This window comes from Sediminibacillus dalangtanensis (assembly GCF_017792025.1).
Lineage (GTDB): Bacteria > Bacillota > Bacilli > Bacillales > Amphibacillaceae > Sediminibacillus > Sediminibacillus dalangtanensis.
Window position 1 is genome coordinate 65,597 of record NZ_CP046956.1, and the last position, 15,192, is coordinate 80,788.

Annotated in this window: 9 protein-coding genes and 9 tRNA genes; 17 read left to right on the forward strand and 1 reads right to left on the reverse strand. The window is 44.8% G+C overall.

Features of this window, described 5'->3' with window-relative positions:
* Window positions 1–434: 434 nt before the first annotated feature.
* The 11 genes from ERJ70_RS00405 (at window position 435) to rocF (ending at window position 7,424) form a co-directional block, all read left to right on the forward strand.
* Window positions 435–4,754, forward strand: coding sequence for a S8 family peptidase (locus ERJ70_RS00405; RefSeq protein WP_209366453.1), 4,320 nt, complete (start codon window positions 435–437; stop codon window positions 4,752–4,754).
* A 261-nt stretch (window positions 4,755–5,015) separates the two neighbouring features.
* Window positions 5,016–5,090 (forward strand) — tRNA-Glu (locus tag ERJ70_RS00410).
* Between the two features lie 17 nt (window positions 5,091–5,107).
* A tRNA-Val gene (locus tag ERJ70_RS00415) sits at window positions 5,108–5,183 on the forward strand.
* 3 nt (window positions 5,184–5,186) lie between these two features.
* A tRNA-Thr gene (locus ERJ70_RS00420) sits at window positions 5,187–5,262 on the forward strand.
* 64 nt (window positions 5,263–5,326) lie between these two features.
* Window positions 5,327–5,412 (forward strand) — tRNA-Tyr (locus ERJ70_RS00425).
* A 58-nt stretch (window positions 5,413–5,470) separates the two neighbouring features.
* Window positions 5,471–5,545: transfer RNA gene (locus ERJ70_RS00430), tRNA-Gln, on the forward strand.
* Between the two features lie 35 nt (window positions 5,546–5,580).
* A tRNA-Lys gene (locus ERJ70_RS00435) sits at window positions 5,581–5,653 on the forward strand.
* A 280-nt stretch (window positions 5,654–5,933) separates the two neighbouring features.
* Window positions 5,934–6,018 (forward strand) — tRNA-Leu (locus tag ERJ70_RS00440).
* Between the two features lie 3 nt (window positions 6,019–6,021).
* Window positions 6,022–6,096, forward strand: a tRNA-Gly gene (locus tag ERJ70_RS00445).
* A 4-nt stretch (window positions 6,097–6,100) separates the two neighbouring features.
* Window positions 6,101–6,173 (forward strand) — tRNA-Ala (locus tag ERJ70_RS00450).
* A gap of 345 nt (window positions 6,174–6,518) precedes the next feature.
* Entirely contained in the window at window positions 6,519–7,424 is a 906-nt protein-coding gene (gene rocF / locus ERJ70_RS00455) for an arginase (RefSeq protein ID WP_374099743.1), read from the forward strand.
* A gap of 52 nt (window positions 7,425–7,476) precedes the next feature.
* Here the strand turns inward: rocF and ERJ70_RS00460 are convergent, their stop codons facing one another.
* The gene (locus ERJ70_RS00460) at window positions 7,477–7,626 is read right to left on the reverse strand and encodes an aspartyl-phosphate phosphatase Spo0E family protein (protein ID WP_209366455.1); all 150 of its coding nucleotides are present in this window, start codon (window positions 7,624–7,626) and stop codon (window positions 7,477–7,479) included.
* 208 nt (window positions 7,627–7,834) lie between these two features.
* Between ERJ70_RS00460 and sigW the strand changes: the two genes are divergently transcribed.
* The 6 genes from sigW to glmS all read left to right on the forward strand — a co-directional run bounded on the left by sigW (window position 7,835) and on the right by glmS (window position 15,076).
* Window positions 7,835–8,398: an RNA polymerase sigma factor SigW gene (sigW, locus tag ERJ70_RS00465; protein WP_074600797.1), complete on the forward strand. Its 564-nt coding sequence runs from the start codon at window positions 7,835–7,837 to the stop codon at window positions 8,396–8,398.
* 16 nt (window positions 8,399–8,414) lie between these two features.
* Window positions 8,415–9,026, forward strand: a complete 612-nt coding sequence (locus tag ERJ70_RS00470; protein WP_209366456.1) for an anti-sigma factor family protein — start codon at window positions 8,415–8,417, stop codon at window positions 9,024–9,026.
* 239 nt (window positions 9,027–9,265) lie between these two features.
* Window positions 9,266–10,093 carry a diadenylate cyclase CdaA gene (gene cdaA / locus ERJ70_RS00475; RefSeq protein WP_209366457.1) on the forward strand — a complete coding sequence of 276 codons (828 nt, stop codon included), beginning with the start codon at window positions 9,266–9,268 and terminating at the stop codon, window positions 10,091–10,093.
* Entirely contained in the window at window positions 10,086–11,324 is a 1,239-nt protein-coding gene (locus tag ERJ70_RS00480) for a CdaR family protein (RefSeq protein WP_209366458.1), read from the forward strand. The genes cdaA and ERJ70_RS00480 overlap by 8 nt, the downstream gene beginning before the upstream one ends.
* Before the next feature lie 34 nt (window positions 11,325–11,358).
* Window positions 11,359–12,708: a phosphoglucosamine mutase gene (gene glmM, locus ERJ70_RS00485; protein WP_209366459.1), complete on the forward strand. Its 1,350-nt coding sequence runs from the start codon at window positions 11,359–11,361 to the stop codon at window positions 12,706–12,708.
* A 562-nt stretch (window positions 12,709–13,270) separates the two neighbouring features.
* On the forward strand, window positions 13,271–15,076 hold the full coding sequence (glmS, locus tag ERJ70_RS00490) for a glutamine--fructose-6-phosphate transaminase (isomerizing) (RefSeq protein ID WP_209366460.1): 1,806 nt from the start codon (window positions 13,271–13,273) through the stop codon (window positions 15,074–15,076).
* The last annotated feature ends 116 nt before the right edge of the window (window positions 15,077–15,192 follow it).

Below are 15,192 nucleotides of genomic sequence, written 5' to 3' on the forward strand. Positions count from 1 at the left end.
AATTATAAGAAAGTTTTTTTGTTGTCTGATCGTATGGACAATCCCTTTGAAAAATTAGTGAGAGCAAATCCTATCTTAACGGTATGCTCTTACTATTTTTATTTCCTTAGATCCTTTTTTGATAGGCTTGATTTTATGAAATAGGACTACATAGGCTATTGTCACACTTGAAGATGAAAAACAGTTGAGTATATATACCTTCTTTTCTTGTTTCCTTAATGGTGGATAGGGACTTTAACCATGACTAAATATTACAAAAACAGAGTATAATTACCTTTTTTTGCTAAACTATCTAGCCAAGCATGGAAAGTTTTAGTAACATCATTGTAACTTCTTTAGAATATTCAGAAAAAAGTCCCGAAGGAGGTGAAAGAAAAAGTAAGTCCATAAAAATTTGGAAAGGGGAAATATCATTGAGGCCAAAAAGAGGAAAGATGAAATGGCTTAGCATTTCTTTGATCGCTTTTTTGGTATTACAACTTTTTACTTACACCACTGCCTCGGCACAAAGCTCCTCAACAAGTCTTTCCATCAAAGATAACCTGCAAGTAAATAATAAAATCAGTAAGGATTTAACTGATTCCTTTCAAAAAAAGAAAGAAGTCACCTACCTGGTGAAAATGAAGGATCAGGCTGATACCGCTAAAGCAGCGAAAAATGCTGCGGCAACTGCGCAAAAAACTGATTCTTCTTTAACATCCTCCCAAATAAAACGAGTGAAAACATCTGCAGTTGTAACGGAATTAAAATCAACTGCTTTGGAATCCCAACAATCGCTGAAAAAATATTTGGAGAGTGCGACCGAAAAAGGGAAAGTCTCTTCCTATAACTCCTACTACATTGTCAACGCAATGGCGGTGACAAGTAATGAGGAAATCATGAAGGAAATTGCTGCGATGCCAGAAGTAGAAAAGGTCCTTCCAAACCGGGTAAGAAAACTTACACCGGCTGAACAAGAAACAGTAAAAGAAATGAAACTGGCGAAGGAAACAAATGCTACAGAATGGAACATTGATCGGGTCGGTGCCCCGGAAGTTTGGGAAGAAATGGGAATTGATGGTAGTGGTGTTGTTGTTGCTAACATCGACACGGGTGTTCAATGGGATCACCCGGCACTACAAGACCAATATCGCGGCTTCGATGCTTCAAACCCTGACCAAACAGATCATGAACTAAATTGGTTCGACGCTACAGCTGGAGAGGAAACTCCTTATGACGATCAGGGCCACGGTACACACACCATGGGAACAATGGTAGGTACGGATGATGATGGGAGCAACCAGATAGGTGTTGCACCTGGGGCAAAGTGGATTGCAGTAAAAGCTTTCACTGCTGCTGGTGGTACGGATGCAGACTTGCTTGAAGCAGGTGAATGGGTGCTTGCCCCGAAAGATGCTGACGGTACTCCACATCCGGAAGCGGCACCTGATGTTGTGAATAATTCCTGGGGAGGCGGACCAGGATTGGATGAGTGGTATCGTCCAATGGTTCAGAATTGGATTAGCGCTGGGATCATCCCTGTATTTTCAGCAGGAAACGATGGACCGGGGGATGGAACTGTCGCTGCGCCGGCGAATTACCCTGAAGTCATCGCGGTAGCTGCTACCGATTCAAGCGATGGATTGGCCAGTTTTTCTTCTCGAGGACCTTCTCCTTATGATGGAGAGATAAAGCCGGACATCGCCGCACCTGGAGTGAACATTCGCTCCTCAGTACCGGGAAGCAGCTACGAAAGTGGTTGGAATGGTACTTCGATGGCAGGGCCGCATGTAGCCGCTACTGCTGCTCTGTTACTACAGGCAGATAGTTCCCTGTCGGTAGAAGACGTAAAGGATATTCTGATGGAAACGGCTGACACGACCACTAACAGTCAATATCCGGAAGATCCAAATGAAGGATTTGGACACGGAATTGTCAATGCGTTCAATGCAGTTTCTGCAGTTGTCAGCGGAGTGGGAGAAATCACCGGGAATGTCTACAAGGAGGGCGACGACAGTGAAGAACCTGCAATTGAACATGTAGCCCCGGAAGATACTTATGAAGGCGTACCGCTCTCGCTCGCAGCACAAGTGAACGATAATGTAAGTGTCGACACAGTTGAATTGCAGTATCGTCTAGACGGCGGTGACTGGGAAACAATCGCAGCGGAATTAGTCCAAGGTGATTTCACCGAAGGTACTTACCAGGCGGTGATTCCAGGGGAAGCAATCGCAGGCGATTCGCTGGAATACAAATGGAAAGCGGTCGACTTTGGGGAAAATGAAGTGGAAACGGATGTTTATCAAGTTTCCATTAAAGAAGCAATTTCTACTGGATATGAAGAAGATTTTGAAGCAAACCCAGTAGGCTGGTTGTCATTTGGGGAAAACAACTCCTGGCAATGGGGTGTACCAGAATCCGGACCAGAAGAAGCTGCTTCTGGAGAGAATGTTTATGGTACAAACCTGGCAGGAGATTATGACAATGACGCCAATATGACCTTGGTGATGCCGCCAGTAGAAGTACCAGAAGGGGATACCTTCCTCCAATTTAAATCATGGTTTAACCTGGAAAACAACTATGATTACGGTCATGTAGTGGTTTCTACTGACATGGAAAGCTGGGATCAATTACAAGAATTTAACGGCACAACAGAGGGATGGACGGACACAGAAGTGGACCTTTCCGAGTATGCCGGACAGAATGTGTTTGTAGGATTCCACGTTGATACTGATTTAAGTGTAGTGCGTGAAGGCTGGTATATAGACGATGTGGCATTAACTGACCAGGCTGATGGTTCTACTGCCTCCCTCCATAGAAATACAACGAAAAAAGCAAAAGCAGCTAAACAGGATAAGAAATCTGCTGATAAGAAAGTAGAAAAGAAAAAGAAGGTCAATCCGAAAAAATTGGCTCCTTCTAAACTGAAAGATGTGACTGCACCACAGTTGGCAAAAGGGGAAATTGATGATCAATATCAACCGAATCTCCTGCCGTTGGATGCAACTGTCACCGTGCTAGAAACCGATCGTTCCGTGGACACAAATCCTGCTGATGGAAGCTTCCGTTTACTACATGGTGCAGGAGACTACACGCTTCAAGCAGACGCCTACGGGTTTTATGCTGAGGAACAGGCAGTTGAGGTTCCGGAAGAAGGCTCGGTAGAAGCCAATTTCACATTAAACCCGATTCCAACTGGAACGGTTTCAGGCCAAGTGGTCAATGAGGAAACTGGGGAACCGATCGAAGGGGCTACCTTGATGCTTGTCGAGGATGCAGCTGTCGATCCAGTTGAAACAGGAGCAGATGGATCTTACTCCATTGAAGCATACGAAGGAGACTACACCATCCGTGTTATGGCTCCTGACTTTCATGCTAAAGAAGTTGCTGTATCGATTGAAGGAGACGAAACGGTCGAACTGACAATTGAAATGGATCCATTCATTGGTTACCCAGGAGAAATTGGTTACGATGACGGAACCGCAGAGAATGCTCGTGCATTTTATGATGCAGGCAACGGCTGGGCTGTAAAAATGTCCCTTGCAGAGGGACAGGAGTCAGCTATGGTAACCGGCGGTCTCTTCCGTTTCTGGACAGAAGACTGGCCTGTACCGGGTGGCGAGGAATTCCAAGTAGCTGTATATGATGCCAGCGGACCAGACGGGGCACCAGGTGAAAAACTTGGTGGACCATATGATGCAACGGCATTGCGTAACGGCGAGTGGACGCGCGTTGACCTGGCTGATAAAGGAATTTCTGTATCGGGAGATTTCTATATGGTCTATATTCAAAGCCAACCTAATCCAAATACTCCTGGACTAGGTACTGATGAAGATGGAGAAAATGCCGGAAGAAGCTGGCAGCTGGTCGACGGAGGCTGGAGTCAAACACCTGAATCTGAAGGGAATTACATGATTCGGGCTTTGGTAAGTTATGCAGCTGAAGCACCGGTAATTGAGTCACCATCGGATAACAGTTATACAAAGGAAGAAGTTGTAACGGTTACTGGAAGTGCGGCTCCATCTACAACCCTGACTGTCTACAATAATGAAGAAGAAGCAGCAGTAACAGAAGTAAATGAAGATGGTGAATTTTCGGTCGATGTTACGCTTGAATCAGGGGCTAATTCCCTGACAGCTGTTTCCTCTACCGATAACGGTTCCACCGATCCTTCTGACCCAGTGGTCATAACACTGGACCAACAGAAGCCTGAACTTACCATCACCTCTCCGGAAGATGGAGAAAAAACGAATAAAGAAGTAGTGAAGGTGACTGGCGAGGTTGTGGAAGACAATCTTGATAAAGTGGTAGTGAACGGTCAAAAAGCAGACGTTGACGAAGATGGAGCGTTTTCTAAGCGGATTCTTGTAGACGACGGTGAAAATGAAATTAAAGTCCGGGCTGTTGATAAAGCTGGTAATGCCCGTGTCAACACTATCACCATTGATGCGAAACTGACCGCTCCGGAAATTACCAACGTTACCCCAGAAGAGGATGTTTATCTCCAAGCAGGCGAATCCGTTAAAATTGAGTTTGATTCGGATGCAGATCTGGATGCAACGTTCTATATCAAAATGCCTTTAACCAATTTGTCCAACAATGCTACAGAACTTCCGATGACAGAAACGGAAGACGGACATTATGTTGGGTACTGGACAGCTACTTCCAATGTGGTAGCGGAAGGAGCAGAAATTGTTGTTAAAGTCGGCGATGACTATGGTAATGTAACCGAGGCAGCGGCCGAAGGAAAATTGTTTATTAACACGGAAGACTAAGCTTTTTACCTCCCCCTATATATATAAATAGATTGCCCCTTAGTGCCGTTTCACTAAGGGGTTGTTTTTTATTGAATGATAGCCACTTTTTTGCAAAAAATGCTTGTCAAAATCATCACTACCAATTATAATCAAATTCGTGCTTGAGAAATAGCAACACTGTTTGGTGAGGGAGAAAATAAAAAAATAAAATTTACTCTTTACAAACACTATCGATTTGAGTTATAATTGTATCTGTCAGTTTGAAAGATAGACATTGCTGGCCCGTTGGTCAAGTGGTTAAGACACCGCCCTTTCACGGCGGTAACACGGGTTCGAATCCCGTACGGGTCACCATATATTTATTTGTAGTTGGAGGATTAGCTCAGCTGGGAGAGCACCTGCCTTACAAGCAGGGGGTCGCAGGTTCGAGCCCTGCATCCTCCACCATTTGCCGGCCTAGCTCAATTGGTAGAGCAACTGACTTGTAATCAGTAGGTTGGGGGTTCAAGTCCTCTGGCCGGCACCAGCTTTTCATTTGAATAATCTTCAATCTAAAGTTTATAATAGGATTGCAAAAGTTATTGATATATGGAGGGATAGCGAAGTTGGCCAAACGCGGCGGACTGTAAATCCGCTCCCATCGGGTTCGTAGGTTCGAGTCCTACTCCCTCCACCATTTAAAAAATGATAAAAAAGATCAAAGTGCGAGCAGCTGGCACTGCTTTTGTTTTTATTGGGCTATAGCCAAGCGGTAAGGCATCGGGTTTTGATCCCGTGATTCGCTGGTTCGAATCCAGCTAGCCCAGCCATTTTCTTTTACCAGGAACATGATGAAATTAATCATGAGCCATTAGCTCAGTTGGTAGAGCATCTGACTTTTAATCAGAGGGTCGGAGGTTCGAATCCTCCATGGCTCATCAAAGAAGTTATGGTTCGGATTCTCACCTACGGTTCCCCTTGCATTCATCTACAACAAGGGATGCAAGGACTAGCCTGCGGCGTCGGAATCCTCCATGGCTCATCAAAGAAGTTATGGTTCGGATTCTCACTTACGGTTCCCCTTGCATTACATTTACAACAGAAGGATGCAAGGACTAGCCTGCGGCGTCGGAATCCTCCATGGCTTATCAGGTAACTCAAATGGACAGGGCAGTGTTTCAGGGTCCTCCATGTCTTATCTTATTGCCATTAAATTTTGCGGATGTGGCGGAATTGGCAGACGCGCTAGAATCAGGCTCTAGTGTCTTCGGACGTGGGGGTTCAAGTCCCTCCATCCGCACCACTTGCGGAAGTAGTTCAGTGGTAGAACACCACCTTGCCAAGGTGGGGGTCGCGGGTTCGAATCCCGTCTTCCGCTCCAATATGGGGCCTTAGCTCAGCTGGGAGAGCGCCTGCTTTGCACGCAGGAGGTCAGCGGTTCGATCCCGCTAGGCTCCACTTTTCATAAAGAGTGAAGCTACTTTTAATAGTAGCTTCGCTCTTTTTTTATGGTGAAATGTGGTGCATGTCCAGCTCCAGCGTCTACTCCCTCGTGGTTTTAATCCCCTGGTGGTAGCCGGTTGTGTCGCCTTTGAAGCTTGTCTTAGATTTTAGAGTCTGGTGTTTCCCTTTTAAAGCCTCGAACCCACTTTCGTATATATATACAGTTTCATGTCCAGTTGAGTCATTCTGGTATCTTTGACTAAAATGAAGATAGGAAGTAATCAAAACTTAAACACCATGAAAAATGAAAGCGGATGCTTTGAGTTTTGGTGGGACGATTAATTGGGAGGAGGCAACATTGTGGTTAATAAGAAGATATCGATTATAGGGGTTCCGATGGATTTAGGTCAAAACAGACGTGGAGTCGATATGGGGCCCAGTGCAATTCGTTATGCCGGAGTAATGGAGACTCTGGAGGCGCTGAATTTTCAAATCGAGGACTTGGGAGATATAAAAATTTCTCGTCCGAGTCGGGGGGCGGAACAGCTGCAAGACAACTTGCGCAATTTAAGCCAAGTTGCGGAAGGCAATGAACTGCTTGCCGAGCAGGTGGATGAAGCGATAACTGCCGGTAGGTTTCCACTAGTGCTAGGCGGCGACCACAGCATTGCCATCGGAAGCTTGGCCGGTATAGCCAAGCACTACGAAAACCTTGGAGTAATCTGGTATGATGCTCACGGAGACTTAAATACAGCGGACACTTCGCCCTCCGGTAACATACATGGAATGCCGTTGGCGGTCAATCTTGGATTGGGCCATGAGCGTCTAACCAATATATTAGGATATCAGCCAAAAATAAAACCGGAAAACATTGTCCTTATCGGTGCGCGCTCATTGGATGAAGGCGAAAAAGAGCTGATCCGGGAAACAGGCATCAAGGTATATACAATGCATGAGGTGGATCGGATGGGAATGTCTGCAGTGATAACGGAAGTCACCGACTATTTGAAGGATCGTACCGACGGCGTGCATCTCAGCCTTGATTTAGATGGCCTCGATCCAGGTGATGCACCCGGGGTGGGCACTCCAGTGATCGGAGGCTTGAGTTATCGGGAAAGCCATTTGGCTATGGAAATGCTGGCAGAAACAGACATGGTCACTTCTGCAGAGTTCGTGGAAGTCAATCCTATTTTAGATGAAAAAAATAAAACAGCTGTTATAGCTGTAGGATTAATGGGTTCTTTATTTGGAGAAAAATTAAAGTAGTATTCGTGTTGCGGCCCTTGCTGAAAAGCGGGGGTTTTTTATTTGTAATAGGTTATGCTTTATCGTATTCATTCAGCCAGTAATCGAGTCGGGTGCTGGCCGAGACGACTGCATCGGAGGTAAGCTCTTTTTTTTGGGATAGTTCTAACATTTCCCTGCGGCAGGCTTCAATTTTTTCCAACAAATACAATTTAATATCCATACCTTCCTCCTAAACTGATATAATATAGTTGTTCATATTTACCCGGTTTAATAGTCCTATAAACATGCATTTTAACTTCTTCAATAATCGGAGTGCGGAAAAAATTCCCTGCTCTGTTTGTACAAAAAAATCAGCAAAAAAATTGAAACCTCAAATGATCGTCACTCGTATAGGATAGTGACCGCAAATGTAGCGGAGGTATTTTTAAATGGATATGATGATAAAGCAAAAAATAAAGCAAGTGAAAAAAGGAGACCAATCGGCATTTGAGGATGTTGTTTCCTTTTATCAGAATAAAGTATACCAAATATGTTACCGGATGTTGGGTAATAGTCATGAAGCAGAAGATATAGCACAAGAAGCTTTTATTCGCGCCTATGTGAATATCCATACTTTCGATGAACGACGCAAATTTTCTACATGGTTGTATCGTATTGCGACCAACTTGTCCATTGACAGGATACGTAAGAAAAAACCTGATTACTTTTTGGATGCAGAAGTAAAAGGTACCGATGGATTGGATATGTATTCGCAATTGCCCGCAGAACAAGCATTGCCCGAGGAAGAAGTGGAAAGCCTGGAACTCCAGAGTTACATTCAACAGGAAATCATGGCACTTCCACCTAAATACCGGGGAGTGATTGCCTTGAGGTATCTCGAAGAATTGTCTTTACAAGAGATTAGTGAGATATTGGATATTCCGATGGGAACAGTGAAAACGCGGATCCATCGAGGCAGAGAAGCCCTGAGGAAACGGCTTCGCCACGTGTAAAGGAGTGTGAATACAAATGAGCTGCGATAAAGAAATTGTTAACCTCATGCATATATATCTGGATGGAAACCTATCGAAGGAACAAGAAAATAAGTTACGCAACCACTTGCAGTCCTGTGAAGCGTGCCAGAAGCATTTTCATGAGTTGAAAAGAACGGTCACGATGTTGAAGAGCGGCAGTGAAATCCAAGCACCCTCCGATTTCACAGCAAAAGTAATGAACAGTCTTCCAAAAGAAAAAAGGCGCGTTGGCTTTATGCGCTGGTTCAAGGCCCACCCAATTATAACCGCCGCCGCTATTTTCTTTCTATTTATGTTTAGCGGCATTTTCTCCGCCTGGAATCAGGATGGTCAGTTGTCCGTCTCGAAGCAAAAGAACTTAGTTATCCAGGATGATACCGTCATCGTTCCAGAAGATGTGGTGGTAGATGGGGATTTGGTTGTGAAAAATGGAGATGTGAAGATAGAAGGAGAAGTAAATGGAGACGTGGTCATTATCAATGGAGACCACCTGATGGCCTCAGCCGGCCAGGTTAGTGGTGACTTAAAAGAAGTAAATCAAGTGTTTGACTGGATTTGGTATCATATCAAAGATGTCGCCAAAAGTGTATTTTCCTTGAATGAATGAGGGAGACATGAACAAAACCTTTGCCCGTCTTGTAGGGCAAAGGTTTTATATTGTCCAAAACAAGGAAGTATATACATTTAAGCGTAATTATTGAATAAGGTTAATATATGATATAATAAAATAGCTTGTCCGGAGGGATGGTACTTGAGAATTCCAATGAGAGGAATTAAAATGCAAGTACATAGCGTTATCATTCAACAGATAGGAAGAAGATTTCATGCATAGAAGGACGTGGAAACATGTTTGATGGGGGATTCAACGTACTTAACATACTTAGAATCGGAATAGATATTGCCCTTGTCTGGTATGTTTTATATAAATTGATCATGTTAATTAGAGGCACGAAAGCCATTCAACTGTTAAAGGGCATTTTTGTCGTGCTTGGAATCTGGTTTTTGAGCAGTGAGAGTGTACTAAACTTGCGAACCGTCAACTGGTTGATGTGGCAGGCAATCACGTGGGGATTCCTGGGAATTATAATCCTGTTCCAGCCAGAACTGAGGCGTGCTTTGGAACAATTGGGCCGGGGAAGCTTTTTTTCACGAAATACGACTTCTGAAGAAGAATTGTTAAACCGAAACGTAGATGCCATTGTAAAGTCGTGCAATTATATGGCGAAACGAAGAATCGGCGCTCTGATTACCATTGAAAGGGAAACGCCGATGGGGGATTATGTGGAAACAGGGATTCCGATCAATGGAAGATTGACGAATGAGCTGTTGACCAATATATTTATTCCCAATACCCCACTACACGATGGGGCAGTTATTTTGAAAAATGAACAAATCATTGCAGCAGCCTGTTATTTGCCGTTATCGGAAAATCCATTTATCTCAAAGGAGTTGGGAACGAGGCATAGAGCTGCGATGGGCATCAGTGAAGTGACCGATGCGTTGACCGTGGTGGTATCGGAAGAAACTGGACAAATCTCCTGTACGAAAAACGGAGAACTGCATCGGGATTTGGATCAGGAAAAATTGATTGAGATGCTTAAACAAGAGTTGGATATCACTGCGAAGTCCCCTATGGCAAAAAGCTGGAACTGGAGGGGGAAGAAGAATGGATAATTGGCTGAAAAGTCCTTGGGTTATCCGGGGATTATCATTGGCGATGGCGATATTGCTCTTCACGGCAGTAAGGCTGGATGACAACATTGCTCCGCCAGATGACTCGAAGACCTTCATTCCAAGCGGTTCTGAGCAAATAGAAACGATGAACAATGTGCCGGTCAACATTGAAATCGATGATGAAAATTATGTGGTAAGCGGTGTGCCGGAAAACGTCAACATGAATATAGAAGGGCCGAATAGTTCTGTAACCCCTTTGGTAAGACAACGGTCATTTGAAGTATTTGTCGACTTGCAGGGGCTTGAACCAGGGACTCATACTGTTGAAATCCAGTACTCAGGCATTCCCAGTGATATCAACGTCGATATGGAGCCAAAAACTGCTGAAGTAATGATTGAAGAACGAGCTGCAGAGTCGTTCCCTGTCGAAGTAGATTACATCAATCCGAGTCAATTAGCAGATGGATTTGAAATCGGTGATGCTTCTGCAGAACCGCAAACGGTTGAAGTTACCAGTTCGCAAAGCGAAGTGGACAAGGTTGCCGTTGTAAAAGCGTATGTGGACTTAAAGGATGTAGATAAACCAATTGATTCAAGAGAAGTGCCGGTGAAAGTCTATGACAGCCAAGGCAATGAACTAAGTGTCCGGGTGGAGCCGGAAACGGTTGAAGTATCTGTCGACATAAACAGCCCAAATAAAGAAGTTCCAGTAGAAACCGTGACCAGAGGAGAGCTGCCGGATGGTTATTCCATTAAATCGATGGAAGTTGAACCAAGTGATGTGAAAGTCTATGCTTCAGAGGAAAATCTGGCGAATATCGAGCAAATCGAAACCGAGGAAATTGACCTTTCCAAGATTACGGAAGCGACGACTATGGAAGTTAGTCTGGCACCATCCTCGGATATGCGCCTGGTGGAGCCGGAACAGGTAAAAGTACAAATTGAATTGGAGCGCACAGAATCGTCCACCATAGAAAATGTTCCCATCGACGTCCGCAATCTTCCAGAAGATGCAACATTGCATTTTATCGAACCAGAAGAAGATGAAATGGATGTGACAGCGCTGGGGACGGAAGAAGAGCTTGACGGGATTTCAGCCAGTGATTTTCAGTTATCGGTCGATGCCGGTAGCCTGGCCGCGGGAGAGCATAAGCTTCCGGTCAGTGTAAGCGGTCCGGATGGAGTAGCGGTTGAACCGGAATTTGAGGAAATAACCGTCCAAATAGAATGATATTTTACGTGAAGGAATAAAGGAGAGGTGCATCATGGGAAAATATTTCGGAACAGATGGAGTCAGAGGGATAGCAAACAAAGAACTCACACCAGAACTTGCTTTTAAATTGGGCCGCTTTGGCGGTTATGTTCTGACAAAAGGAACGAGCAGGCCAAAGATTTTGATTGGCCGCGATACAAGAGTTTCCGGTAATATGTTGGAGAACGCACTGTCTGCTGGTCTTTTATCGATTGGGGCAGAGGTGATGCGCCTTGGTGTTATTTCAACTCCCGGCGTTGCCTTTTTAACAAAAGCACTCAGCGCGGAAGCAGGTGTGATGATTTCTGCATCTCATAATCCAGTGGAGGATAATGGCATCAAATTCTTCAGTCCTGACGGCTTCAAGCTTTCAGACGAACAAGAGCAGGAAATCGAGTCACTGATGGACCGCGATGAAGACGATTTGCCGCGCCCGGTCGGAGGGGATATTGGCCAAGTCAATGATTATTTTGAAGGCGGTCAGAAGTATATTCAGTATTTGAAACAGTCGGTAGATAATGATTTTGACGGGCTTCATATTGCTTTGGATTGCGCCCACGGTGCTACTTCATCACTGGCTTCCCATCTGTTTGCCGATTTGGAGGCGGACATTTCATCCATCGGTACGTCACCGGACGGATTAAATATAAACGACGGGGTCGGTTCTACCCATCCTGAAACGCTGCGCGATTTCGTATTGGAAAAACAAGCGGATATCGGGCTTGCTTTTGACGGTGACGGCGACCGCTTGATTGCTGTCGATGAACTGGGAAATATTATCGATGGTGATCAGATTATGTATATATGCGGTAAGTATTTTAATGACAAGGGCTTACTGCGTCATAACACGGTTGTTTCGACAATAATGAGCAATATCGGTTTTTATAAAGCATTGGAAAAACACGGAATGAAAAGTGACAAAACAGCGGTCGGTGATCGATATGTCATGGAAGAAATGCGCAAAGGCGGCTACAACCTCGGCGGGGAGCAGTCCGGGCACATTATCTTTCTTGACTACAATACAACCGGCGACGGGATGCTGACTGCGTTGCAGCTTGTCAACGTCTTGAAGGAAACGGGCAAGCCTTTATCTGAACTGGCTTCGGAAATGGAAAAATTCCCGCAGGTATTGAAAAACGTTAAAGTAGTCGATAAAAATGAGGCGTTGGTCAATTCCACCATCCAGGATGCCATTGAAAAAGTGGAAGAAGAACTTGGCAGCAATGGCCGGGTGTTGGTTCGCCCATCCGGTACCGAACCGTTGGTACGCGTCATGGTAGAGGCACCGACCAAAGAAGATTGTGAAAAATACGCTGATCGTGTTGCAAACGTGATCGACGAACTGCTCGGTTTGCGGGAATAGTTAATTTCTAAAAAAATGGATATGCATAAAACGGCACTTCTATTCCGTTTTATGCATATTTTATTATGTCCGGACAGAAAGAACTATTGCCAGTCTGATTTTTTTGCAGTAAAATAAAGTGTATTCTGCTTTAAAGGTTTAACCAGTTAAATGACCGGTTAAACAGTTAGGGCATGGATGCTTCATTCAAAAAGGAAGGAGGATCGATGTAAAGGTTTATAAAAGCGCCTGGGCTATTTTCCGGACGGAGGAAAATAGTTGACGAGGAGGAGGTTTATCGAGCAGTTCGGCGGATGCCTCCCGGTTGCACACATCTCAACCGTCATGTTTTTGCTTCCGAAACCAAAGAGGCGACTCTTTGTACAAGGACAAAAACAAGATGATACCATTAATCATTTTACGGGAAAGGGGCAAACGAAACGCCCCTGAAAATTATAGAGGAAACAGTCTTCCTGGTGGACATTGCAGCTTTTTGCTTTGCGCAAAAATCGGCAATGTCTGCAGGTGACTTTTTCTGCTGGTCGTTTGTTTGCCCCTTGCACTCAAGGAGGATAACAACGATATGTGTGGAATTGTAGGTTATATTGGAAACAACGATACGAAGGAAGTACTTTTAAACGGCTTGGAAAAACTGGAATACCGCGGATACGATTCTGCGGGAATCGCTACATTGAACGATGATGGCATCAATTTGTTCAAGGTAAAAGGCCGGATAGCGGCTTTACGCTCAAAGGTGGAAACAGATGATCGCTTTGCTACGATGGGTATTGGTCATACCCGCTGGGCAACACATGGTGCTCCCAGTGAAGAAAATGCCCACCCGCATCAAAGCACCACGCAACGCTTTACCATTGTCCACAATGGCGTAATAGAAAACTATAAAGATGTCCGCAATGAGTTTTTGAGTGATGTCACGCTTCATAGCGAGACAGATACAGAAATCATCGTTCAGTTGATTGAAAAACTTTACCAAGAGCTTGGCGATGTCGTCCAGGCTTTTCGCGAAGCGATTGCTTTGTTGAAAGGCTCGTATGCAGTTGCTTTAATCGATGCTGAAGATCAAGATACCATCTATGTTGCAAAAAACAAAAGTCCGTTATTGGTGGGGCTTGGCGATGGTTTCAATGTGGTAGCCAGTGACTCGATGGCTACGTTGCAAGTGACGGATCGTTATATGGAGCTGGAAGACAAAGAAATCATCATTGTGTCCAGGGACAACGTGGAATTGCAAAAGCTGGACGGTACTGTCGTAGAGCGGGAACCGTTTACGGTTGAAATCGATGCGACGGATATAGAAAAAGGGACATACCCTCATTTTATGTTAAAGGAAATCGATGAACAGCCGTTTGTGATGCGGAAAATCATTCAGGAATACCAGGATGAAAACGATGAAATCAAACTGGATGGACAGGTGCGTCAGGCAATGCTTGAGACCGACCGAGTCTATATCATTGCGGCAGGTACCAGCTTCCATGCGGGACTCGTAGGAAAACAGTTCTTAGAGAACATCGCCAATGTTCCAGTGGAAGTGCATATTGCCAGTGAATTTTCTTACAACATGCCGTTACTATCAGAAAAGCCTTTGTTTGTATTTATTTCACAGAGCGGCGAAACAGCTGACAGCCGTTCTGTACTAGTAAAAATCAAAGAATTAGGACACCCGTCTCTTACGTTGACAAACGTTCCGGGTTCCACCCTTTCTCGTGAAGCAGACTATACCCTGCATTTACATGCAGGACCTGAAATCGCCGTGGCCTCAACCAAAGCATATACAGCACAGATTGCAGTGCTCGCCATTTTGGCAGTGGATACAGCCAAAGCGAAAGGGTTATCTTTTGACTTCAATCCACTTCAAGAACTGGCTATCGTGGCCAACGCGATGGAAGGGTTGACCGATCAAAAAGAAATAATCGAAGAAATTGCCAGAGACTTTTTTACAGAGACACGCAATGCGTTTTATATTGGCAGAGGACTTGACTACTTCGTCGTTCAGGAAGCGTCCCTGAAACTGAAGGAAATTTCCTATATTCAAGCGGAAGGCTTCGCCGGCGGTGAACTGAAGCATGGAACGATTGCGTTAATCGAAGAAGGCACTCCAGTCATTGCGCTGGCAACCCAGGAAAGTGTCAATTTATCTATCCGGGGCAACGTCCAGGAAGTTGCGGCACGCGGAGCGAAAACCTGTGTCATCAGTATGAAAGGTTTGGAGCAGGAAGGCGACACCTTGGTTCTCCCTCATGTTCATGAGCTGCTGACACCGCTGGTAAGCGTCGTTCCAATGCAGCTGCTTGCTTATTATGCTGCGCTGCACCGTGACTGTGATGTTGATAAGCCGCGTAACTTGGCGAAGAGTGTGACAGTGGAGTAATAAAAACAGGAACAAGTCCTTGCTTTGTCTCCCCGTAACTCCCTTTTACAAGATGTAACTAAGTCTTACAATCTGTAACTTAGTTTTACAAAGAAGGGAAAGCGGAGGCACTTATG

What these genes read in the sequence shown, in the direction of transcription:
- ERJ70_RS00480 (WP_209366458.1), top strand. Translation starts at nt 10,086, where the DNA reads ATGGATAATTGGCTGAAAAGTCCTTGGGTTATCCGGGGATTATCATTG.
- ERJ70_RS00460 (WP_209366455.1), bottom strand. Translation starts at nt 7,626, where the DNA reads ATGGATATTAAATTGTATTTGTTGGAAAAAATTGAAGCCTGCCGCAGG.
- glmS (WP_209366460.1), top strand. Translation starts at nt 13,271, where the DNA reads ATGTGTGGAATTGTAGGTTATATTGGAAACAACGATACGAAGGAAGTA.
- sigW (WP_074600797.1), top strand. Translation starts at nt 7,835, where the DNA reads ATGGATATGATGATAAAGCAAAAAATAAAGCAAGTGAAAAAAGGAGAC.
- cdaA (WP_209366457.1), top strand. Translation starts at nt 9,266, where the DNA reads ATGTTTGATGGGGGATTCAACGTACTTAACATACTTAGAATCGGAATA.
- glmM (WP_209366459.1), top strand. Translation starts at nt 11,359, where the DNA reads ATGGGAAAATATTTCGGAACAGATGGAGTCAGAGGGATAGCAAACAAA.
- ERJ70_RS00405 (WP_209366453.1), top strand. Translation starts at nt 435, where the DNA reads ATGAAATGGCTTAGCATTTCTTTGATCGCTTTTTTGGTATTACAACTT.
- ERJ70_RS00470 (WP_209366456.1), top strand. Translation starts at nt 8,415, where the DNA reads ATGAGCTGCGATAAAGAAATTGTTAACCTCATGCATATATATCTGGAT.